The sequence below is a fragment of the Streptomyces sp. A18 genome, assembly GCF_059026065.1.
Window position 1 is genome coordinate 16,811 of record NZ_JBWLKL010000008.1, and the last position, 21,104, is coordinate 37,914.

The following is a 21,104-nucleotide window of genomic DNA, read 5'->3' on the forward strand; positions in this document are numbered from 1 at the left end:
ACGAAGCTGACGTCGTACGAGACTGACGTACGAGAAGGAATGGTGCGGCTAGACGAACAGACTCACCACGGCCGCCACCGCGAACCCGGCGACGGAGAGCACCGACTCCAGGACCGTCCACGTCTTCAGCGTGTCCCGCTCCGAGATGCCGAAGTACTTCGCCACCATCCAGAAGCCGCCGTCGTTGACGTGCGAGGCGAAGATCGAGCCCGCCGAGATCGCCATGATCACCAGGGCGACGAAGGCCTGCGAGTGGTTCCCCTCGGTGAGCAGCGGGGCCACGATGCCCGCCGTCGTCACGATCGCGACCGTCGCCGAGCCCTGGGCGACGCGCAGGACCAGGGAGAGCAGGTAGGCGAGGACGATGATCGGCAGGCCGACGTCCTGGAAGGTGTCCGAGAGGGCCGTCGCCACACCGCTCGCCTTGAGGACCGCGCCGAAGATGCCGCCGGCGCCGACCACGAGCAGGATGTTGCCGACCGGCTTCAGGGACGACGTCGACACCGTCTCCAGAGACTTGCGCGACCAGCCGCGGCGGATGCCGAGCAGGTAGTACGCCATGAGCAGGGCGATCGTCAGGGCCACGAACGGGCTGCCGAAGAACTCGATGACGCTTCGGAGGGTCGAGGGGTCGAAGGCGATCGACGAGAAGGTCGCGAGGAGGATCAGGAACAGCGGCGTTCCGATGATCGCGAAGACCATGCCGAGCGGCACCGGCTTCTCGCGCGGCTCCACGCCCGCCGCACGCTGCTCGGCGACGACCGCCGCCTTCGCCTCTTCGGCGGCCTCGACCATGTCCTGCGGGACGGGCACGAAGATGCGCTTGCCGATCCACGCGGAGTAGACCCACGCGGCGATGACGGCCGGGATACCGCAGACGATGCCCATCAGGATGACCCAGCCGAGGTCCACCTTGAGCAGTCCCGCGGCGGCCACCGGGCCGGGGTGCGGGGGCAGGAACGCGTGGGTCATCGACAGACCCGCGAGCAGGGGCAGGCAGTAGATCAGGATCGACTTGCCGCTGCGCTTGGCGGCGGCGTACACGATCGGCGCGAGGACGAAGATGCCGACGTCGAAGAAGACCGGGATACCGAAGATCAGGCCCGTGAGGCCCATCGCGAGGGGCGCACGCTTCTCGCCGAAGAGGCCGAGGAGGCGGGATGCCAACACCTCGGCTCCGCCCGAGACCTCGAGGATCGCGCCGAGCATCGTACCCAGGCCGATGATGATCGCCACATGGCCGAGGATGCCGCCCATGCCGGACTCGATGACGGAGACCACGTCGGACTTCTGGACCGTGCCGAAGAGTTCGGTGACGGAGAGACCGGCCGAGAGGCCGACGACTATGGAGACCGCGAGCAGCGCCACGAAGGGCTGCAGCCTGACCTTGATGATCAGGAAGAGGAGAAGCAGGATGCCGAGCGCGGCGACGGTCAGCAGACCGGCCGTGCCGTCGATCAGGGCGAGGATGCCGCCGGTGTGGGGTGGTGTATCGGCGGGGGCGGCGGCCGCGAGCGCGGCGAAGGGGGACGGAGACGGGGACATCTTTGACCTCGTAAGTGCATGGGGCTTTCGGGGCAGGGGGGATCACGGCGCGGCGCCACCAGGGGAGTTGGCGCCGCGCCGTGAAGACGTACGGCTTGCGGGAGGTTGTTCAGTTCAGGAGGCGCGCGGCGTCAGCCGAGGACGGCGAGCGCGTCGATCTCGATGAGCAGCCCCTTGGGCAGGCCCACGTAGACCGTGGTGCGGGCCGAGGCGGGGGCCTTGAGGCCCTGCTCCTCGAAGTACGCGTTGTAGATCTCGTTCATCTCGGCGAAGTGGTCCACGTCCGTGAGGTAGACGCGCATCATCATCACGTCGTCCCAGCTCGCGCCGCCCTCTTCGAGGATCGCCTTGACGTTGGCGAACGTCTGGAGGGTCTGCTCGCGCAGGGTCGGGCCCGCGGGGGTGGGGGCCTTGCCCTCCTCGGCCGGGAGGAAGCCGACCTGACCGGCGACCTGAAGGATGTTGCCCTTCTTCACGCCGTGGGAGAACTTCGCGGGCGGGGTGGTGTGGGTGGCCGGGGTGAGCGCGGTCTTCTCGGTCATGGTCGTTCAGGCTTCCTTGAGGGGTGACTTGCCGGAGTACTCCCGGCTGATGGAGTCCGCCGTACGGCGCACCAGCGGGAGCAGCGTGAGGAGTTCGTCGGCGGTGACGACGACATTCGGCGCGGAGACCGACATGGCGGCGACGACCCGGCCGTCCGCACCGCGGATGGGGGCCCCGATGCAGTTGATGGACTCCTCGTGACCACCGAGGTCGGTGGCCCATCCCTGCTCGCGCACGGCGCTGAGTTCCTTGAGGAACGCGGCGGCGTTGGGCGTCGAACGGGACGTGTACGTGGGGTAGTCGAGCTTCTCCGCGATGGCGCGGCGCTCGGCCTCGGGAAAGTCGGAGAGCAGCAGCTTGGCCACGGCGGCGACCGTGATCGCCACCGGCTTCCCGATGCGCGAGTACATCCGCACCGGGTAGCGGCTCTCGACCTTGTCGATGTAGAGGACTTCCTGCTCCTCGTAGACCGCGAGGTGCACGGTGTGGCCGCACTTCTCGTTGAGCGCGAGGAGGTGGGGGTGCGCGATCTCGCGTACGTCGAGGTTCTCGACGGCCTCTTGGGCGAGCGCGAAGAGGCGGGCCCCCAGGCGGTAGCGCTGGTCGGACTGGCGGTAGACCAGGCCGTGTTCGTGCAGCGTGCGCAAGAGACGCAGGGCGGTGGACTTGTGCACTTCGAGGCGCTCGGCGACCTGGCCGAGGTCCGCGGGGCCTTCGGCGAGCAGCGGCAGGATGGACAGGGCGCGGTCGACGGTCTGGCTCATGTACGTGCCTCCTCCTTGGCCTCAGTGTTCATGGGGACGCCGTCCGTCCAGCCGGGGCCGAGGTGCAGTCTCCCCCAGGCGGTCGCGTCGAGGGCGGCGAGACGGTCGGCGTGGTCGCGGGACGGCGGCGTGGCGAGGTCGCCGGGGACGGTGAGGGCTGCGGCGGCCATGAGGTGGCCGTGGCGAAGGCGCTGCCTCACGGGGAGCTTCCGCAGAGTCGCGGACAGGAACCCGGCGGCGAAGGCGTCACCGGCGCCGACGGCCGCGACGACATCGACGCGGGGTGCGGGCTCCTCGTACCGCACGCCGCCGCTGCCGTAGGCGACGGCGCCGTCCGCTCCCCGCTTGACGACGAGGAGCTGAGGCTCGGGCAGGGCGGCGCGGATGGCGTCCGGGCCGCCGGTGACGCCCCAGGCTTCGGCGGCCTCGTCCTCGCCGACGAAGACGAGGTCGGCGCCGCGGGCGAGGTCGAGGAGGACTTCCTGGCCGCCGTCCGGCCACAGGCCCGGCCGGTAGTTGACGTCGAAGGAGACGCCGTCCGCTCCCTTCGCGGTGTCCGTGAGCGCGCGCAGCAGGTCCAGGCAGTCCGTGGAGAGCGCGGCGGTGATCCCGGACAGGTGCAGGAGGTACCCGGAGCGCAGTGCGGCCTGGTCGATGTTGGCCGTGGACATCGCGGAGGCGGCCGAGCCCGCGCGGTAGTAGAGGACCTCGTGGGCGTCGGTGTCGCGGTCGTCGGCGGTGCGGAAGTAGATGCCGGTGGGGCGGTGCGGGTCGCGGCCGACGCAGCGGGTGTCGACGCCGTAGCGGGCGATCGTCTCGACGAGGTGGTCCCCGAAGCCGTCGGCGCCGACGCGGCTGACCCAGCGGGTGCGGTGTCCGGCCGCGGCGAGCGCGCAGACGACGTTCGACTCGGCGCCGCCGATCCCGCGATCGAAGGAGGGTACGTCGGCGAGGCGGCCGGCGCGGGAGGGCAGGAACGTGACCATGGACTCGCCGAGCGCGACGACGTCCACTGCTGCCTGCGCGGCCTCTGCGGCGTTTGCGGCCTCTGCGGTCACGATCTTCCTGCCCCTCAACCGACTGTCCGGATCCGTTGACCCGGCGTTGGCTCGGATGTTAGACAGCAGTAAGCGACATACGCAATGACCGTTGCATATCATGCAACGCACCTTTTGGAGGAGGCGCCATGGCCGCCGACAACGCCGCAGACCACTCCGCCGGACGTGCAGCCCGGGAGCTCGACCGGCTCGCCCAGGAGCGGGTCGACCACCGCTTCAAGGGCCTGCCGCCGGACGCGGAGGGCCTGACGGTCGGCGAGCTCGCGGCCCAGCGCCGGAACCTCTTCACGGACGGCTTCACCACCCCGGTCCTCGCGCTCTCCGCCGAGCGCCTCGAGCACAACCTCGCGCTGATGGAGTCGTACTCCACGCGGCACGGCCTCGCCTTCGCCCCGCACGGCAAGACGTCGATGGCACCGCAGCTCTTCGCGCGTCAGATGGAGCACGGCGCGTGGGGCATCACCCTCGCCGTGCCGCACCAGGTGCGGGTGGCGCGGGCCTACGGCGTGGAGCGGATCTTCCTCGCCAACGAGCTGGTGGATGCGTCGGCGCTGCGCTGGATCGCGGCCGAGCTGGACGCGGACCCCGCCTTCCGCTTCATCTGCTACGTCGATTCCGTGCCCGGCGTCGCCCTGATGGACGCCGCTCTGCGCGAGGCGGGCGCGACGCGTCCCGTGGACGTCGTGGTGGAGCTCGGCGCGGGCGAGGGTGCGCGCACGGGTGTGCGTACCGAGTCCGAGTGCGTCGACATCGCCAACGCGGTCGCTGCGGCGGACACACTGCGTCTGGTGGGTGTCGCCGGGTACGAGGGCGAGGTGCCGGAGGCCACGCCCGAGCGCGTGCGGGCCTGGCTCGAGCGGCTCACCTCGCTCGCGGTCGAGTTCGACAAGGCGAACCGGTTCGCGGACCTGGACGAGGTCGTCGTCAGCGCGGGCGGCAGCGCGTGGTTCGACGCGGTGGCGGACGTGTTCGCGGAGATCCCCGAACTGTCGGTGCCGGTCCTGAAGTTGCTCCGCTCAGGCGCGTACGTCTCTCATGACGACGGCCACTACCGCCACTTGACGCCCTTCAACCGCGTCCCGGACGAGGGCACGCTGCACCCCGCCTTCCGCCTCTGGACGCAGGTGGTGTCCCGGCCGACGTCCGAGCAGGCGTTCACGAACGCGGGCAAGCGGGACGCAGCGTACGACATCGACCTGCCCGAGGCGCAGGTCGTGCACCGGGACGGGGTGGACCGGCCCGCGACGGGGGTCACGGTGACGGGCCTCTCCGACCAGCACGGGTGGGTCCGCACGACCCCGGAGGCGGATCTCGCCGTGGGCGACTGGGTTGGCCTGGGCCTCTCGCACCCCTGCACTTCGTTCGACAAGTGGCAGCTGATCCCTCTGGTCGAGGCGGACGGAACGGTCACGGATTACATCCGTACCTATTTCTGACCCCTGGGTCTTGGGCGGATTCCCTGCACCGCCGCTTCGCGGCGGATGTCTCCCACCCGCCCCACCCGATACCCCGTAGTCGAGCAAAGTAGAGAGGCACCCCCATGGACCTGGTGATCCGGGACGCACGCGTCATCGACGGCACCGGAGGTGCCTCCTACCGAGCCGACGTCGGCGTACACGAGGGCAGGATCACCACGATCCACCGCGAGGGGGACGCGGGGCCCCGCCCCACGGGGACCCGCACGGTCGAGGCCCACGGCCTGGCCCTCGCCCCCGGTTTCATCGACATGCATGCCCACAGCGACCTCGCCCTCCTCCGCGACCCGGACCACAGCGCGAAGGCCGCCCAGGGCGTGACCCTGGAGGTCATCGGTCAGGACGGGCTGAGCTACGCCCCGGTCGACGACCGCACCCTCGCCCAGGTCCGCCAGGCCATCACCGGCTGGAACGGCGACGGCAGCGACATCGACTTCGACTGGCGCACGGTCGGCGAGTACCTGGACCGCCTCGACCGCTCCCACGGCGGCCACGGCATCGCCGTGAACGCGGCCTACCTCATCCCCCAGGGCACCGTCCGCATGTACGCGGTCGGCTGGGACGACCGTCCGGCCACCCCCGCCGAGGTCGAGCGCATGAAGCAGCTCGTCGCGGAGGGAATGGAGCAGGGCGCCGTCGGCATGTCCTCCGGGCTCACCTACACGCCCGGCATGTACGCCGACGACTCCGAACTCACCGAGCTCTGCAAGGTCGTGGCGCAGTTCAACGGCTACTACTGCCCCCACCACCGCAGTTACGGCGCCGGCGCCCTCCAGGCGTACGAGGAGATGGTCAACCTCACGCGGACCGCGAACTGCCCGCTCCATCTCGCGCACGCCACCATGAACTTCGGCGTGAACAAGGGCAAGGCCCCCGACCTGCTCGCCCTCCTGGACACCGCGCTCGCGGGTGGCGCCGACATCAGCCTCGACACCTACCCCTACACCCCCGGCTGCACGACTCTCGTCGCCATGCTGCCCAGTTGGGCCAGCGAGGGCGGGCCCGACGCGATCCTCACCCGTCTCCAGGACGACGAGACCGCCGAGAAGATCCGCCACCACATGGAGGTCATCGGCGCCGACGGCTGTCACGGCGTACCGATCGAGTGGGACAAGATCGAGATCTCCGGCGTGAGCGACCCGGGTCTTGCCTCCTGCGTGGGCAAGACCGTCGCCCAGTCCGCCGAGCAGCGCGGCGAGGAGCCCTGGGTGACCGCCCGGCGCCTGCTCATCAACGACAAGCTCGGCTCGACGATCCTCCAGCACGTCGGCCACGAGGAGAACGTCCAGGCGATCATGCGCCACCCCGTGCACACGGGCGGCAGCGACGGCATCCTCCAGGGCTTCAAACCGCACCCGCGCGCGTACGGCACGTTCCCGCAGTACCTGGGGCGTTACGTACGCGAGCTGGGCGTCCTCACCCTCGAAGAGTGCGTCGCCCACCTCACCGCACGCCCGGCCGCCCGCCTCCGCCTCCCCGACCGGGGCATCGTCCGCGAGGGCTACCGCGCCGACCTGGTCCTCTTCGACCCGGAGACGGTGGCGGCGGGCTCCACCTTCGACGCCCCTCGTACGCTCCCGACGGGCATCCCACATGTCCTGATCGACGGCAAGTTCGTGATGGAGGACGGGCGACGCACGGACGTCCTCGCGGGACGGTCGGTACGCCGGACTCCCTAGATCCCGCGCCGTCGAGGCGGGAGGCTTCGCTGGGCCTGCGGCCTTGCTGCGTGCCGGGGCCATCCGGTGTCCCCGACCTGCCCCTTGCCGAGCGCCGCTTGTCCTCGATCTCGGTCGAGTAGAGCCGGGGGCAGGGCGATGCGGCAGGGCCACAGCCCGCCACCGGCGCCGCGCTGTCACCCCACGAGGTACGTCGTCGAGTGGCGGCACCCAAAAGCCGTAAAAGCCTTACCGCTTAGGGAATCGCGCTCGTACCGCCCGTCCCGTACAACCCTCCGACTCCTTGGATGGTCTTTGGCACCGTCCAGCACAGCTCCAAGGAGTGAACCTTCATGCCCCTGCCCTTCCGCACCGTTGTTGCCACCGCGGCCGTCACCGCGCTGACCGGCGGTCTGTTCGTCGTCGGTCCAGTGGCTTCGGCCGCCGCTGCCCCTGCCAAGCTCGCCGATGACTTCAACGGCGACGGGCACCGGGACATCGTGATCGGCGCGCCGTACAAGACCGTCGGCGGGGCGGAGGCCGCGGGTGAGGTGGTCGTGGCTTTCGGGACGGCCGACGGCCTGACGACCACCGGCAAGGTCTCTCTCACCCAGAGTTCCGCGGGAGTGCCGGGTACGCCGGAAGACAGTGACCATTTCGGGATCTCGATCGCCGGCGGCGACCTCGACGGTGATGGATACGCGGACCTAGTGGTGGGCGCCGACGGCGAGGACGTGGGGGCCTACGAGGGCCAGGGCAGCGTCACGATCCTGTGGGGCGGCACCAAGCCGTTCACCAGCAGCACCACGACCACCGTGCAGAATCCGCAGCAGTGGCAGGCCCACGGCTGGGACGTCGCGGTGGGGGACTTCACCGGTGACAGCGGCGCGGACCTCGCGGTGATCGAACCGGACGGGGCCGTCGTGTACAAGGGGGGCCTCGAACGTGGAAGCAAGCCGGTTCCCGCGTTCACCCTGTCGTCCCCGGGTCTCCGGTACACGGAGGCCGCCGTGGGCGATGTCAACGGGGACGGCAGGGACGACCTGGCGGTGACCGGCGACGCGGGCACCGGCCGTCCGGGCACCGACATCTTCACGGGCCAGGAGGGGACCCCGAACCGGATTCAGCGCGTGGACGACGGGGACACCTCCGTCGCTCTCGGCGACATCAACGGCGACGGCTTCGACGATATGGCCACCTCTCTGACCTGGCCCGATTTCTTCTCCATCGACGACCCCAGCAACGGCTCCGGCTACGTCACCGTCCGCTACGGCAGTCGGACGGGCTTCGGCGACCCGGTGACCCTGCACCAGGACAGCAGTGGCGTGCCCGGCGTCAACGAGGACGGCGACAACTGGGGCGCCTCGGTGGCGATCGGTGACGTCACCGGAGACGGCAAGGCCGAACTGGTGGTCGGCGCCAACGGCGAACAGCTCGGCGACCTGGACAACGCCGGTGACGTGACCGTGTTCCGCGGTTCCGCCTCCGGTGTCTCGCAGTCCGGCGTCGTGCGCGTTTCCCAGGACTCCACCGGAGTTCCGGGCGCCGTCGAGGCCGGGGACCTCTTCGGCGCGCAGGTCCGGATCGCCGACTACGACAAGAACGGCAAGGGCGACCTGGCCGTGACGGCCTCCTTCGAGAACAACCGCAGCGGTGGCCTGTGGACCCTGCCGGGCACGTCCTCCGGCCTCACTGGTTCCGGCTCCAAGTCCCTCAGCTCGGCGGAGTTCGGCCTCGCGACCGGCTCGCGGTTCGGCGAGAGCCTGCTCGACTGAGAACGGCCCCTGTCTCGGTCCCTGTCCCTGTCCCCGTCACCGACGGGGACAGGGGCAGGGACGGGCGCTACCTCTGAGCGGCGGCCGGACGCGGCAGCTTGCAGCCCTTCCGGCCGAGGTCGATCTTGCTGTCGTGTCCGACGCACGGCACGATCCCGTACGTCTGCTGGGCGTAGTTGATGCCCTTGCGGACCGTCACCTCGCCCTTCCGGTCGACCTCACACGGGTTGTTGAGGGTGCAGCGCTCGCCGTCCTCGTTCCCCGTGTTGTTGACGGCCGTGACCTTGCCGGTCTTGTGGTCGATCACCGGCGAGCCGGACGTGCCGCCGATGGTCTGGCACTCGGGGGTGTAGCGGACCGAGTCCTTCCAGGTCCACTCGCCCTCCTTCATCCGGTACACGAACCCGTCGATCTTGCAGGTGTACGTCTCTTTCCAGTACCCGGAGACGACGGTGATGGCCCGCTTCTTGACCGGGTGGTCGTCCTCGATCTCCAGCGCCTTGATGCCGTACTTCTTCTTGATGTCGGCGTAGCTGGTGGTGAGTTGGTACAGCGAGATGTCCGTGTCGGTCATCGTCGCGTACGAGATCTTGCTCGCCTTGAGCGTGGCCTTCTCCGCGCCCTTCGCGTCCAGGAGCTTGAAGGTGCGGGTGGACGGCTGGTCGACGATGACTTCGCCCGCCGCGGGGAATCCGCTCTCCAGACAGTGGCCGTTGGAGAGGACGAGCGCGGGGTCGTCCGACTTCGACTGCGGCATGCGGACGACGGAGCCCGAGCAGTTGCTGAGCGCGACGGTCCCGGCGAAGTCGACGCCCTTCTTCACGGCCTCCCCTGCCGCCTGCTCCTTCGGTGCGCTGTCCGGTACCGCGACCGCCGGTGCGGATCCGACCCCTACGAGGGTGAGGGCGAGTAATCCGCCCGCGAGAGCCTTCTTCATGTGTGGAGCCCCCCTTGTAGCTGTGCCCTGTGTTGTTGTCATGGGCATTCTTCGGGGGCCACGGATGGGGGACAAGGGGTGAGAACTCTTGCATTTCGGTGCGTCCGCCGGGACGGGTGCGCACGAAAACGGCGGGACGGTGGTGGGGCCGACCCCTGCGGAGCCGGCCCCACCACCGTCAGAAGCCTTACGGCTTGAGAAGCCTTACGGCTTGGGCAGCTCACAGCCCTCGCGGCTCAGGTCGATCTTGTTGCCGGGTGCCACGCACGGCACGACCCCGTACGTCTGCTGGGCGTAGTTGATGCCCTCGCGGACCGTCACCTTGCCGTTCTCGTCGACCTCGCACGGGTTGTTGTCCGTGCACTCCTCGCCGCTCTCGTTGCCGGTGTTGTTGACGGCGACGACCTTGCCGGTCTCGTCGTCGATCACCGGTGAGCCCGAAGTGCCGCCGATCGTCTGGCAGTCGGGGGTGTAGCGGACCGAGTCCTTCCAGGTCCAGTTGCCCTCCTTGAGGCGGTACGCGAAGCCGTCGATGCTGCACTTGTACAGCTTCTTCCAGTAGCCGGACGCGACGGTGATGGCCCGCCCCTGCTCCGGACGCGCCGCGTTCAGCTCCAGCGCCTTGATGCCGAATTCGCTCTCGATCTCGCTGTAGGTGCTGGTCAGTTCGTAGAGCGACAGGTCGGTGTCCGTCATGGTCCCGTACGAGATCTTGCTCGCCTTGACCGTTCCCGCCTCGCCGCCCGCGGCGTCCAGGAGCCTGAAGCTGCGCGACGACGGCTTGTCGACGACGACCTCACCGGGCGCCGGGAATCCGCTCTCCAGGCAGTGGCCGTTGGACATCACGAGCGCCGGGTCGCCGGGCTGCGAGTCGGGCACGCGCACGACGGAGCCGGAACAGTTGCTCAGCGCCACGGTGCCCGCGAAGTCAACCGCCTTGGCTTTGGCGGGCCGTTCATCGCTGACGGCCGCCGCGGGCGCCGCCGTCGCTCCGAGGAGCAGAGCGGCGAGGCACGCACCGACGAGAGGCTTGTTCATGTGGGGGTCCCCTCTGATGACTGTGTGACCGAAGTTGCTTCGGTTTTGTCATGCGCATTGTTGGGGTACTCGGCCGCGAGGACAAGACCGCATGCGGACACAACTGACCGCTGACAGGACACCCCCCTCTGCGCTACGTGGCGCAAAACACGAGGCGGGTCTCGTTAAGCGCCCGTAAGCTCGCGGACATGCAGGTCATCCAGTCGACGAAGCTCGCCAACGTCTGTTACGAGATCCGGGGCCCGGTGCTCGAGGAGGCGATGCGGCTGGAAGCTGCGGGCCACCGCATCCTCAAGCTGAACACCGGCAACCCCGCGGCCTTCGGGTTCGAGTGCCCGCCCGAGATCCTGGAGGACGTCCTCCGCAACGTCGGCGACGCGCACGGCTACGGCGACGCGAAGGGCCTGCTCGCGGCCCGCCGCGCGGTGGTCATGCACAACCAGACCCTGGGCATCGAGACCGACGTCGAGCACGTCTTCATCGGCAACGGCGTCTCCGAGCTGATCGTCATGGCCATGCAGGGCCTGCTCGACGACGGCGACGAGGTCCTCGTACCGGCGCCGGACTATCCGCTGTGGACCGCCGCGGTCTCGCTCTCCGGCGGCACGGCCGTGCACTACCGCTGCGACGAGCAGGCGGACTGGATGCCTGACCTCGCCGACATCGAGCGCAAGGTGACCGACCGCACCAAGGCGCTCGTGATCATCAACCCGAACAATCCGACGGGCGCCGTCTACAGCGAGGAGATGCTGCGCGGCCTTACCGACATCGCGCGCCGCCACAATCTCCTGGTCTGCTCGGACGAGATCTACGACAAGATCCTCTACGACGACGCGGTCCACACCCCCACCGCAGCCATCGCCCCCGACCTGCTCACCCTCACCTTCAACGGCATGTCGAAGGCCTACCGGGTGGCCGGTTACCGCGTCGGCTGGGTGGCCATCTCAGGGCCGAAGGCGCACGCGTCCTCGTACATCGAGGGCCTGACGATCCTCGCGAACATGCGCCTGTGCGCGAACATGCCGGGCCAGCACGGCGTGGTCGCCGCGCTCAGCGGGCGGCAGACGATCAACGACCTCGTGCTTCCGGGCGGCCGACTCGTGGAGCAGCGCGACACGGCGTACGACCTGCTCACGCAGATCCCCGGCGTGAGCTGTGTGAAGCCGAAGGGCTCGCTCTACCTCTTCCCGCGGCTCGACCCGAAGGTCTTCAAGATCAAGGACGACCGCCAGATGGTGCTCGACCTGCTGCGCGCCGAGAAGATCATGGTCGTCCACGGCACCGGCTTCAACTGGCCCGAGCCCGATCACTTCCGCGTCGTCACCCTGCCCACGGCGACGGACCTGACCGAGGCCGTGACCCGGATCGGCAACTTCCTGGACGGCTACAGCCAGACGTAGGCCCCGAAGAGCAACCCGAATCAACTTTAGACAGAATCTAATGTAGGATGGCTTTCAAGCTACCCGCCAGGAGGCCATCCCATGTACGAGCCGATCCGCACCAAGTCGGTCCACGCCATGGCCGACCCCGGCGACTTCCCGCACCGCTCCCGCGAGGAGGAGCTGGACATCCAGCTCGCCGCGCACCTGGCCGCGCTCCTCGCCGTCACGGACGAGCTGCGTGCCCTCGCGCCCGCCACCGACCTGGACGACGCGGCCGAGCAGTTGGCGGCCGAGGTGGCACGGCTGCGCGGCGGCCTGGCGCCGGTCCGCTCCGCCGTGGTGACCGCGATCCACGAGCCGCATCTCAACGCCCTGCACCAGCGCGCCCACGCCCTCGCCGGGCGTGCGCTGGTTGTGGCCGCGTCCCGGGCGGACACGGCCGCCGCGATTCTCGCCGCGCGACGTATGGATGCGCATGAAGGCGCGGCCCGGCTGGTCGGCGCCCTCTAGACGGCCCCGGTCCGCGGCCGGTGAGGCCGTGGACCGGGTGCCACACACCCGCCGCGTGTCACACCGCACACGGAAGGGCCCCGCACGCCTTTGTGCGGGGCCCTTCCGTGTCGTACGACGGGACCGTCAGCCCAGGCGCTGCACCAGGGCGCGGTACTCGTCCCACAGCTCCTTGGGCGTGTGGTCGCCGAAGGTGTTCAGGTGCTCGGGGATCAGCGAGGCCTCGTCGCGCCAGACCTCCTTGTCGACCGTGAGCAGGAACTCCAGGTCGGCGGTGGGCAGTTCGAGGCCCTCCGTGTCCAGCGAGTCCACCGTCGGCAGGATGCCGATGGGGGTCTCGACGCCCTCCGCCTTGCCGTCGAGGCGGTCGACGATCCACTTCAGGACGCGGCTGTTCTCACCGAAGCCGGGCCACACGAACTTGCCGTCGGCGTTCTTGCGGAACCAGTTCACGTAGTAGATCTTCGGGAGCTTCGACTGGTCCGGCTTGTCCGCGCCGACCTTGACCCAGTGGGCCATGTAGTCGCCCATGTTGTAGCCGCAGAACGGCAGCATCGCGAACGGGTCGCGGCGCAGCTCGCCTACCTTGCCCTCGGCCGCGGCGGTCTTCTCGCTCGCCACGTTCGCGCCGAGGAAGACGCCGTGCTGCCAGTTGAAGGACTCCGTCACCAGCGGCACCGCGCTGGCGCGACGGCCGCCGAAGAGGATCGCCGAGATCGGCACGCCCTTGGGGTCCTCCCACTCGGGCGCGATGATCGGGCACTGCGAGGCGGGCGTGGTGAAGCGGGCGTTCGGGTGGGCCGCCGGGACGCCCGACTCGGGCGTCCAGTCGTTGCCCTTCCAGTCGGTGAGGTGGGCGGGAGTCTCCTCCGTCATGCCCTCCCACCAGACGTCGTTGTCGTCGGTGAGCGCGACGTTCGTGAAGACCGAGTTGCCCCACAGGGTCTTCATGGCGTTGGCGTTGGTGTGCTCGCCGGTGCCGGGCGCGACGCCGAAGAAGCCGGCCTCGGGGTTGATCGCGTAGAGCCGGCCGTCCTCGCCGAAGCGCATCCAGGCGATGTCGTCACCGATGGTCTCGACGGTCCAGCCGCGGACCGTCGGCTCCAGCATGGCGAGGTTGGTCTTGCCGCAGGCGGACGGGAAGGCCGCCGCGACGTACTTGCTCTCGCCCTGCGGGGGCGTGAGCTTGAGGATCAGCATGTGCTCGGCCAGCCAGCCCTCGTCGCGCGCCATGACGGAGGCGATGCGCAGGGCGTAGCACTTCTTGCCGAGCAGGGCGTTGCCGCCGTAACCCGAACCGTACGACCAGATCTCGCGGTCCTCGGGGAAGTGCGAGATGTACTTCGTGGAGTTGCAGGGCCACGGCACGTCGGCCTCGCCCTCCTCCAGCGGCGCGCCGAGCGTGTGGACGGCCTTGACGAAGAAGCCGTCGTCGCCGAGTTCGTCCAGGACCGCCTGACCCATGCGGGTCATGGTGCGCATGGAGACGGCGACGTACGCGGAGTCGGTGATCTCCACACCGATGGCGGACAGCGGCGAGCCGACCGGGCCCATGCAGAAGGGCACCACGTACATCGTGCGGCCACGCATCGAGCCGCGGAAGACGCCGCCCTGCTCGTCCTTGCCCCGGAAGATCTCCCGCATCTCGGCGGGGGCCTTCCAGTGGTTGGTCGGGCCCGCGTCCTCCTCCTTCTCGGAGCAGATGAAGGTGCGGTCCTCGACGCGCGCGACGTCGGTCGGGTCGGAGGCCGCGTAGTACGAGTTCGGGCGCTTGATCGGGTCGAGTTTCTTGAAGGTGCCCTTGGCGACGAGCTCCTCGCACAGGCGCTCGTACTCGGCCTCGGATCCGTCACACCAGACCACGCTGTCCGGCTGCGTCAGTTCGGCGATCTCGCTCACCCAGGAGGCGAGGTCCTTGTGGTTGGTGGGAACGGTGCCCAGGGACTCGGAGAGAAGGGGAGCCGCGATGTCGCGCGCCACGATTGCTCCTATATGAGGGGTTTATAGGTTTGTTGCCCCGTGGGGGCTGCGACCCGGACGCTTCACGTGTTGATCCCTCTGGCGCTCATCCGGTGCCGACCGCACTCATTTGATCATCCGACGCTTCCGCGCATATGTCCAGAGGGCCTCACACCTGAGCGGCGTGAGCATCGCCACTCGCTCGGGCGGCCTCCCGTACACGAATCCGTCACTTGTACGCTCGGGTATCACCGTGAGCATCGCCACTTGTACGCCACGGTTCTCCCACGACTGATACCTAACTTACGGTTGCGTAGGTACGATTCCCCTTATGACCGGACCCGCCCATGACGCGATCACGGACTCCCAGACCAAGGACTCCCAGACCAAGGACTCCGACTCGTCCGCGCTCGACGCCCTGCCGCTCCCGGACCTCTCCGAAGTGAAGCCGAAGATGCGCGGCTGGCTGCACGCGGGCATGTTCCCCCTGGTGCTCGTCTCCGGCATCGTGCTCACGGCACTCACGGACTCCACCCGCGGCCGGATCGCCGTCGGGATCTACGTCCTTTCGGCCTGCCTGCTCTTCGGAGTGAGCGCGATCTACCACCGGGGCACCTGGACCCCGCGCGCGGACGGCGTGCTGCGCAGACTCGACCACGCGAACATCTTCCTGATCATCGCGGGCACGTACACCCCGCTCACGATGCTGCTCCTGCCCGGCTCCAAGGGTCAGTGGCTGCTGTGGGGCGTCTGGGGCGCGGCGGTGGCCGGCATCCTCTTCCGGGTCTTCTGGGTCGGCGCGCCGCGCTGGCTCTACACCCCTTGTTACATCGCGATGGGCTGGGCGGCGGTGTTCTTCCTGCCCGACTTCATGCGGGCGGGCGGCATCGCGGTCCTGGTCCTGGTGATCGTGGGCGGACTGCTCTACAGCGCGGGCGGCGTGATCTACGGGATCAAGCGGCCCAACCCCTCTCCGCGCTTCTTCGGCTTCCACGAGGTCTTCCACTCGCTGACGTTGGCCGCGTTCGCGGTGCATTACGTGGGCATCTCGCTGGTGGCGTACCAGCACGGATAGCCAAGCATGGAGGGCTACCCCCTCCCCCGTTCATGGCCGCGGCTTTCGAGCCGCGGCCATTTGCGTGCACCCGCTCGCGTCTGCACACTGATTGACAGTAACTACCTTTTGAGAGTTACTCTCATTTCATGGACGCTGTCACAAGCTCGCCTGCCGCGCAGCGGCAGGACCCCCGTCGCTGGTGGGCGCTCGCCGCCCTGGTCGCGAGCATGCTCGTGCTCGGTTTCGACATGACGATCCTCAACGTCGCCCTGCCGACGATGGCCGGGCAACTGGACGCGAGTACGGGCGAGCAACAGTGGATGGCGGACGCGTACATCGTCGTCTTCGCGGCCCTGATGCTCCCGGCCGGACTGCTCGGCGACCGGTTCGGGCGCCGCAGGATGCTGATCACCGGGCTCGGGATCTTCCTGGTGGGCTCGCTGCTCGGCACCCTGGTCGACTCCGTCGCGCTGGTCGTCGTGGCCCGAGCGGTCATGGGCATGGGCGGCGCGCTCGTCATGCCCCTGGCCCTGGCCGTGCTGCCCGCGCTCTTCGCCCCCGGCGAGCGGACCAAGGCCATCGGCATCGTCTCGGCGGCCTCCGCGCTCGGCGCGCCGCTCGGACCGATCATCGGCGGCTGGCTCCTCGACCACTTCTGGTGGGGCTCGATCTTCCTGATCAACGTCCCGATGGTCGCGATCGGGATCACGGCCTGCGTCTTCCTGCTCCCGGAGACGACCGACCCGTCGTCCCCCAAGGTCGACGTCGCCTCCACCGCGCTCACAGCGGCCGGGCTCGGCGCGCTCATCTACGGGATCATCGAGGCCCCCGTACGCGGCTGGGGCGATCCGCTGGTCCTCGCCATGTTCGGCGGGGCGGCCGTCCTGATCGCCGTGCTCGTCCTGCGGGAACGGCACGTGCCGCGCCCGATGCTCGACATGGCACTGCTCCGCAACCGCGGCTTCCTCCTGAATACGCTCGCGGCGACGCTCGTCATGTTCGTCCTGTCGGGCCTGATGTTCGTGCTCCCGCAGTATCTGCAGGCGGTGCTCGGCCATGACGCCTTCGGCACCGGTGTGCGGATGCTGCCGATGATGGGCGGTCTCCTGGTCGCCGCGAAGGGCGCGGAGCCCGTCGTACGACGCTTCGGCCCGCGTGCGGTGATCAGCGCCGGGCTCGTCGTCCTCGCCTTCGCGGCGCTCCTCGGCAGCCGTACGACGATCGACTCCGGCTACGGCTTCACCGCGCTGTGGCTCACCATCGCCGGCCTCGGCTTCGGCTTCGCGGTTGTGCCGTCCATGGACTCGGCCCTCGGCGCGCTGCCCGTGGAGCGGGCGGGGTCGGGCACGGGGCTCCTGATGACCGTGCGTCAGGTGGGCAGCGCCGTCGGGATCGCGCTGCTCGGCTCGCTCCTGGCCGGTGTGTACGTCGACCGCCTCGACACCGGGAAGCTTCCGGCCGGGGCGGCACGGACCGCGGGCGACTCGGTGGTGGGCGCCCACGCGGTAGCCGACCGGCTGGGCATCCCCCGGCTGATCGCCTCGGCCGACGAGGCGTACATCGACGGCATGGCGACGGTCCTCCTGGTGAGCGGGATCGCGGCGCTGGTGACGGCGCTGCTGGTCGCGGCGCTGTTGCCGAAGGCGACTCCCACGCCGCCCGGCGGTGCCGACATGGCACGGCGGCCGGAGGATGCCCGACAATGAGCGCCATGACGGCCGCACGTACCACCGCTTCCGCGCACGGCCCCCAGATGGGGCTCCGCGAGCGGAAGAAGCTCAAGACCCGCATCGCCATCCGTGACGCCACGTACCGGCTGATCGAGGAGCAGGGGTACGAGGCGACGACCGTCGAGCAGATCGCGGAGGCCGCGGAGGTGTCGGCGTCGACGGTCTTCCGGTACTTCCCGACGAAGGAGGACATCGTCCTCACCGACGAGTACGACCCGCTGCTCGAGGACGAGTTGCGGGCGCGCCCGGCGGACGAGCCGATCGTGGAGTCCTTGCGGCACGTGCTGCGCAGGGCTGTGGGCCTCGGCTTCACCGAGGAGCCGGAGATCTCGCGCCTGCGTACGCGCCTGATGATCGAGGTCCCCGCCGTGCGCTCCCGGCTCCTGGAGAGCATGTCGGTGACCGGCCGGATGCTGTGCCGCGTCATCGCGGAACGCACCGGCCGCGACGCCGGGGAGCTGGAGGTACGGGTCTTCGCGATGGGCCTGATCGCCGCGCTGACGGAGACGGCGGCGTACTGGGCGGAGCACGGTCACAAGGACGACCTGGGTGAGCTGGTGGACCGGGCCCTGACGATGCTGGCGGACGGCTTCGCCCCCGGGCACGGAGCCGGACACGGGGGACACGGGGCGCCGTAAATCCCCGGCCTTCCGCTCGCACCCCATGCCATCCTGACCGCATGAACGGTCCGGAGATCCTCATCCGCTTCGCCCCCGAGCTGGGGCTCTTCGTCCCGCACGAGCGAAGGGGCGGCCCCACCAAGGCCGTTACGGACGGCGTGTCCACGCTCGGGCACGTCGTCGAATCGCTCGGGGTTCCGCTGACGGAGGTCGGCTCGCTCGTCGTGGACGGTACCGAGGTCCCGGTCTCGCACGTCCCCTCGGCGGAGGAGTCGGTGGAGGTCCGCCCCGTCCCCCGCCCCCAGCCCCTCCCCGATGCTCCCCTGCGCTTCCTCCTTGACGTCCATCTGGGCACGCTGGCACGCCGGTTGCGCCTCCTGGGCGTGGACGCGGCGTACGAGAGCACGGACATCGGCGACCCGGCCCTCGCCACGCGCTCGGCCACGGAGCGGCGGGTGCTGCTCAGCCGGGACAGGGGCCTGTTGCGGCGACGGGAACTGTGGGCGGGCGCGTACGTCTACAGCGACGCGCCGGACGAGCAACTCCGGGACGTGCTGGGCCGTTTCGCCCCTGCGCTGCGGCCCTGGACTCGCTGCACTGCGTGCAATGGCTCGCTGCGGGCGGCCGGCAAGGAGGATGTGGCGGACCGGTTGGAGGGGGGTACGCGGGGGTCGTATGACGTGTTCGCGGAGTGCGTTGCTTGTGGGCGGGTGTACTGGCGGGGGGCGCATCATGATCGACTGGAGGGAATTGTGGCGGGGGCGGTGAGGGAGTTTTCCCCAACCCCGCCCCTTCCCGGCTGTATCGATTAGCGGCTCCGCCGCGTGGCGTGCCTGCGCCCCGGACCTACCTGGGGCTCCGCCCCAGACCCCGCTCCTCAAACGCCGGAGGGGCTGATTTTCCCATCTCTAGCCCGTCCGGCGTTTGAGGACGAACTCGGCGGAGCCGGTGATGACGGCAACCACGGCCCCGCGTCAGAGCCCTCAGCCGGAAAGCTTCGCCGCCAGTTCCCCCACGTCAGTGGTCGGCGCGTCGCAGACGAACCGACGGCAGACATAAGCCGCCGGAAGCCCCCCGACCTGCACCCTCCCCTCCAGCAGCGGGAGCTCGCCGCCGCCCGCAGGGCCCACGGCGACCACGGCCCCCGGCGCCGTCCCCAGCAGCGCGGTGCGGTGCAGTTCCCCGCCCACCGAGCCGATCACCGCCACCTCACGGGGGCCGTCAAGCGCCGCCTCCGCCACCGCCAACCCGTGCCCGATGAACCGCGGCGCCCGAGGCGCTAGCCCCTTCACCACGCCCAACGCCCGCTCCGCCGCCCGGCGATGCGGCTCCGCGCCCGTCTGCGCCGCGTACGAAAGGAGCGCCCCCGCAGCCGCCGTCCACCCGGACGGCACCGCGTTGTCCGTGGGGTCCTGCGGCCGCCGGATCAAACGCTCCGCGTCCGCGGCCGTGTCGTACAGGGACCCGGACTCCTCGTCCACGAACTGGTCGAGCACGTGGTCGAGCAGGAACCCGGAGAACTCCAGCCACACGCCTTCCCCCGTCACGGAGGCCAGCGCGAGGAACCCCTCGGCGACATCCGCGTAGTCCTCCAACACGCCCGCGTTCGTGCCCACTTGACCGTCCTTGGACGTACGGGAGAGCCGCGCCCGGTCGTCCATGTGCACCCGCACCAGCAAGTCACCGGCGCAGACCGCCGCAGCCACCAGATCCGGCCGCTCGAAGTACGCGCCCACCTCCGCGAGCGCGGCGATCGCGAGGCCGTTCCAGGCCGCGACGATCTTGTCGTCACGTCCGGGCGCGGGCCGCTCCGAGCGCGCCGCGAGCAGCCTCTCCCGGATCGAGGCGATCCGAGCGGCATCCGCCACCGTGCCACCCGTATCGGGAAGTTGAAGCACCGAGGCGCCCTCCTCGAAGGTCCCCTCCTCCGTCACGCCGAAGTACGTGACGGCCAGCTCGGCGTCCGCGTCGCCGAGGACCTCGCGCAGCTGCTCCGGCGTCCACACGTAGTACGAGCCCTCGACGTGCTTGCCGGTCTCGGCATCCTCGCTGTCCGCGTCGAGGGCGGAAGCGAATCCGCCCTCGTTCGTGCGGAGTTCGCGCACCATGAAGTCGGCGGTCTCCAGGGCGACGCGCCGCGCGAGGTCAGAGCCCGTGGCCCGCCACAGGTGGGCGTAGACCCGGCAGAGCAGGGCGTTGTCGTACAGCATCTTCTCGAAGTGGGGCACGACCCACTCACGGTCCACGGAGTAGCGCGCGAACCCGCCGCCCAGCTGGTCGTAGATCCCGCCGCGCGCCATCCGCTCGCAGGTGTCGGCGGCCATCTGGAGGGCGCCCTCCGAGCCGGTGCGGGCGTAGTGCCGCAGCAGGAACTCGACGACCATGGACGGCGGGAACTTGGGCGCGCCCCCGAAACCGCCCCGCGTGGCGTCGTAGTCGCGCGTCAGGCCGAGCAGCGCCTGTGCGAGCTCGTCCTCGCCGGGCAGTTCGCCGGCGCCGAACGCGAGCCGGCGGTCGGCGAGGTCCCGCACGATCTTCCCCGCGACCTCGGCGACCTCGTCGCGCCGGTCCACCCAGGCACGCCGGACCCCGTCGGCCACCTGCTGGAAGGAGGGCATGCCGTGCCGGGGCTCGGGCGGGAAGTACGTACCGAAGTAGAAGGGCTCGGCGTCGGGCGTCAGGAAGACCGTCATGGGCCAGCCGCCCTGGCCCGTCGCTGCCTGCACGGCCTCCATGTAGACGGCGTCGACGTCGGGCCGCTCCTCGCGGTCGACCTTGACGTTGACGAAGTGCGCGTTCAGGAAGGCGGCCGTGTCGGCGTCCTCGAAGGACTCGTGCGCCATGACGTGGCACCAGTGGCAACTGCTGTACCCGACGCTGAGCAGCACAGGGACTCCACGCTCCCGCGCCTCGGCGAAGGCCTCCGCCGACCAGGGCCACCAGTCGACGGGGTTGTCGGCGTGCTGAAGAAGGTAGGGGGACGTCTCATGGGCCAGTCGGTTCGGCATGCCTTCATCCTCGCGCACATGGCCCGCTGATCCGGGTACTGGCCC

17 protein-coding genes are annotated in these 21,104 nt (G+C 69.7%); 9 read left to right on the forward strand and 8 right to left on the reverse strand.

Annotation, left to right across the window (positions count from 1 at the left end; genetic code table 11):
• Positions 1 to 48: 48 nt before the first annotated feature.
• From AC5P1C_RS15345 to AC5P1C_RS15360, 4 genes are all read right to left on the reverse strand, one after another.
• The gene (locus AC5P1C_RS15345; RefSeq protein ID WP_493866371.1) at positions 49 to 1,545 is read right to left on the reverse strand and encodes a GntP family permease; all 1,497 of its coding nucleotides are present in this window, start codon (positions 1,543 to 1,545) and stop codon (positions 49 to 51) included.
• Positions 1,546 to 1,676: 131 nt separating this feature from the next.
• The gene (locus tag AC5P1C_RS15350) at positions 1,677 to 2,087 is read right to left on the reverse strand and encodes a RidA family protein (RefSeq protein WP_355803368.1); all 411 of its coding nucleotides are present in this window, start codon (positions 2,085 to 2,087) and stop codon (positions 1,677 to 1,679) included.
• Positions 2,088 to 2,093: 6 nt separating this feature from the next.
• Entirely contained in the window at positions 2,094 to 2,852 is a 759-nt protein-coding gene (locus AC5P1C_RS15355) for an IclR family transcriptional regulator (protein ID WP_493866372.1), read from the reverse strand.
• A complete protein-coding gene (locus AC5P1C_RS15360) occupies positions 2,849 to 3,838 on the reverse strand; it encodes a sugar kinase (RefSeq protein WP_493866608.1) in 990 nt (329 codons plus the stop codon). Before AC5P1C_RS15360 ends, AC5P1C_RS15355 begins: the two co-directional genes overlap by 4 nt.
• Before the next feature lie 200 nt (positions 3,839 to 4,038).
• Here AC5P1C_RS15360 and AC5P1C_RS15365 point away from each other — a divergent pair, with 200 nt between their 5' ends.
• The 3 genes from AC5P1C_RS15365 to AC5P1C_RS15375 all read left to right on the forward strand — a co-directional run bounded on the left by AC5P1C_RS15365 (position 4,039) and on the right by AC5P1C_RS15375 (position 8,818).
• Positions 4,039 to 5,346 (forward strand): amino acid deaminase, encoded by a 1,308-nt coding sequence (locus AC5P1C_RS15365; protein ID WP_493866373.1) that lies wholly within the window; start codon positions 4,039 to 4,041, stop codon positions 5,344 to 5,346.
• Positions 5,347 to 5,450: 104 nt separating this feature from the next.
• Complete coding sequence (locus AC5P1C_RS15370) at positions 5,451 to 7,064, forward strand: N-acyl-D-amino-acid deacylase family protein (RefSeq protein ID WP_493866374.1); 1,614 nt, start codon at positions 5,451 to 5,453, stop codon at positions 7,062 to 7,064.
• A 332-nt stretch (positions 7,065 to 7,396) separates the two neighbouring features.
• Positions 7,397 to 8,818, forward strand: coding sequence for an FG-GAP-like repeat-containing protein (locus AC5P1C_RS15375; RefSeq protein ID WP_493866375.1), 1,422 nt, complete (start codon positions 7,397 to 7,399; stop codon positions 8,816 to 8,818).
• Positions 8,819 to 8,885: 67 nt separating this feature from the next.
• Here AC5P1C_RS15375 and AC5P1C_RS15380 read toward each other — a convergent pair whose 3' ends face one another.
• Both AC5P1C_RS15380 and AC5P1C_RS15385 read right to left on the reverse strand, forming a co-directional pair.
• Positions 8,886 to 9,755 (reverse strand): trypsin-like peptidase domain-containing protein, encoded by an 870-nt coding sequence (locus tag AC5P1C_RS15380; RefSeq protein ID WP_493866376.1) that lies wholly within the window; start codon positions 9,753 to 9,755, stop codon positions 8,886 to 8,888.
• Between the two features lie 204 nt (positions 9,756 to 9,959).
• Positions 9,960 to 10,793, reverse strand: a complete 834-nt coding sequence (locus tag AC5P1C_RS15385; protein ID WP_493866377.1) for a trypsin-like serine peptidase — start codon at positions 10,791 to 10,793, stop codon at positions 9,960 to 9,962.
• 188 nt (positions 10,794 to 10,981) lie between these two features.
• Between AC5P1C_RS15385 and AC5P1C_RS15390 the strand changes: the two genes are divergently transcribed.
• Both AC5P1C_RS15390 and AC5P1C_RS15395 read left to right on the forward strand, forming a co-directional pair.
• The gene (locus tag AC5P1C_RS15390; RefSeq protein WP_493866378.1) at positions 10,982 to 12,193 is read left to right on the forward strand and encodes a pyridoxal phosphate-dependent aminotransferase; all 1,212 of its coding nucleotides are present in this window, start codon (positions 10,982 to 10,984) and stop codon (positions 12,191 to 12,193) included.
• Between the two features lie 81 nt (positions 12,194 to 12,274).
• Entirely contained in the window at positions 12,275 to 12,685 is a 411-nt protein-coding gene (locus tag AC5P1C_RS15395; protein WP_493866379.1) for an SCO4983 family protein, read from the forward strand.
• A 126-nt stretch (positions 12,686 to 12,811) separates the two neighbouring features.
• Here the strand turns inward: AC5P1C_RS15395 and AC5P1C_RS15400 are convergent, their stop codons facing one another.
• Positions 12,812 to 14,665: a phosphoenolpyruvate carboxykinase (GTP) gene (locus AC5P1C_RS15400; protein WP_493866380.1), complete on the reverse strand. Its 1,854-nt coding sequence runs from the start codon at positions 14,663 to 14,665 to the stop codon at positions 12,812 to 12,814.
• 310 nt (positions 14,666 to 14,975) lie between these two features.
• Between AC5P1C_RS15400 and trhA the strand changes: the two genes are divergently transcribed.
• The 4 genes from trhA to AC5P1C_RS15420 all read left to right on the forward strand — a co-directional run bounded on the left by trhA (position 14,976) and on the right by AC5P1C_RS15420 (position 18,863).
• Positions 14,976 to 15,719: a PAQR family membrane homeostasis protein TrhA gene (gene trhA / locus AC5P1C_RS15405; RefSeq protein ID WP_493866381.1), complete on the forward strand. Its 744-nt coding sequence runs from the start codon at positions 14,976 to 14,978 to the stop codon at positions 15,717 to 15,719.
• Positions 15,720 to 15,847: 128 nt separating this feature from the next.
• Complete coding sequence (locus tag AC5P1C_RS15410) at positions 15,848 to 17,407, forward strand: MFS transporter (protein WP_493866382.1); 1,560 nt, start codon at positions 15,848 to 15,850, stop codon at positions 17,405 to 17,407.
• Between the two features lie 5 nt (positions 17,408 to 17,412).
• A complete protein-coding gene (locus tag AC5P1C_RS15415; RefSeq protein WP_493866383.1) occupies positions 17,413 to 18,069 on the forward strand; it encodes a TetR/AcrR family transcriptional regulator in 657 nt (218 codons plus the stop codon).
• A gap of 41 nt (positions 18,070 to 18,110) precedes the next feature.
• Positions 18,111 to 18,863, forward strand: a complete 753-nt coding sequence (locus tag AC5P1C_RS15420) for a Mut7-C RNAse domain-containing protein (protein ID WP_493866384.1) — start codon at positions 18,111 to 18,113, stop codon at positions 18,861 to 18,863.
• A 171-nt stretch (positions 18,864 to 19,034) separates the two neighbouring features.
• On the opposite strand, the gene AC5P1C_RS15425 is transcribed toward AC5P1C_RS15420, so the two are convergent.
• Entirely contained in the window at positions 19,035 to 21,059 is a 2,025-nt protein-coding gene (locus AC5P1C_RS15425) for a thioredoxin domain-containing protein (protein WP_493866385.1), read from the reverse strand.
• Between the last annotated feature and the right edge of the window lie 45 nt (positions 21,060 to 21,104).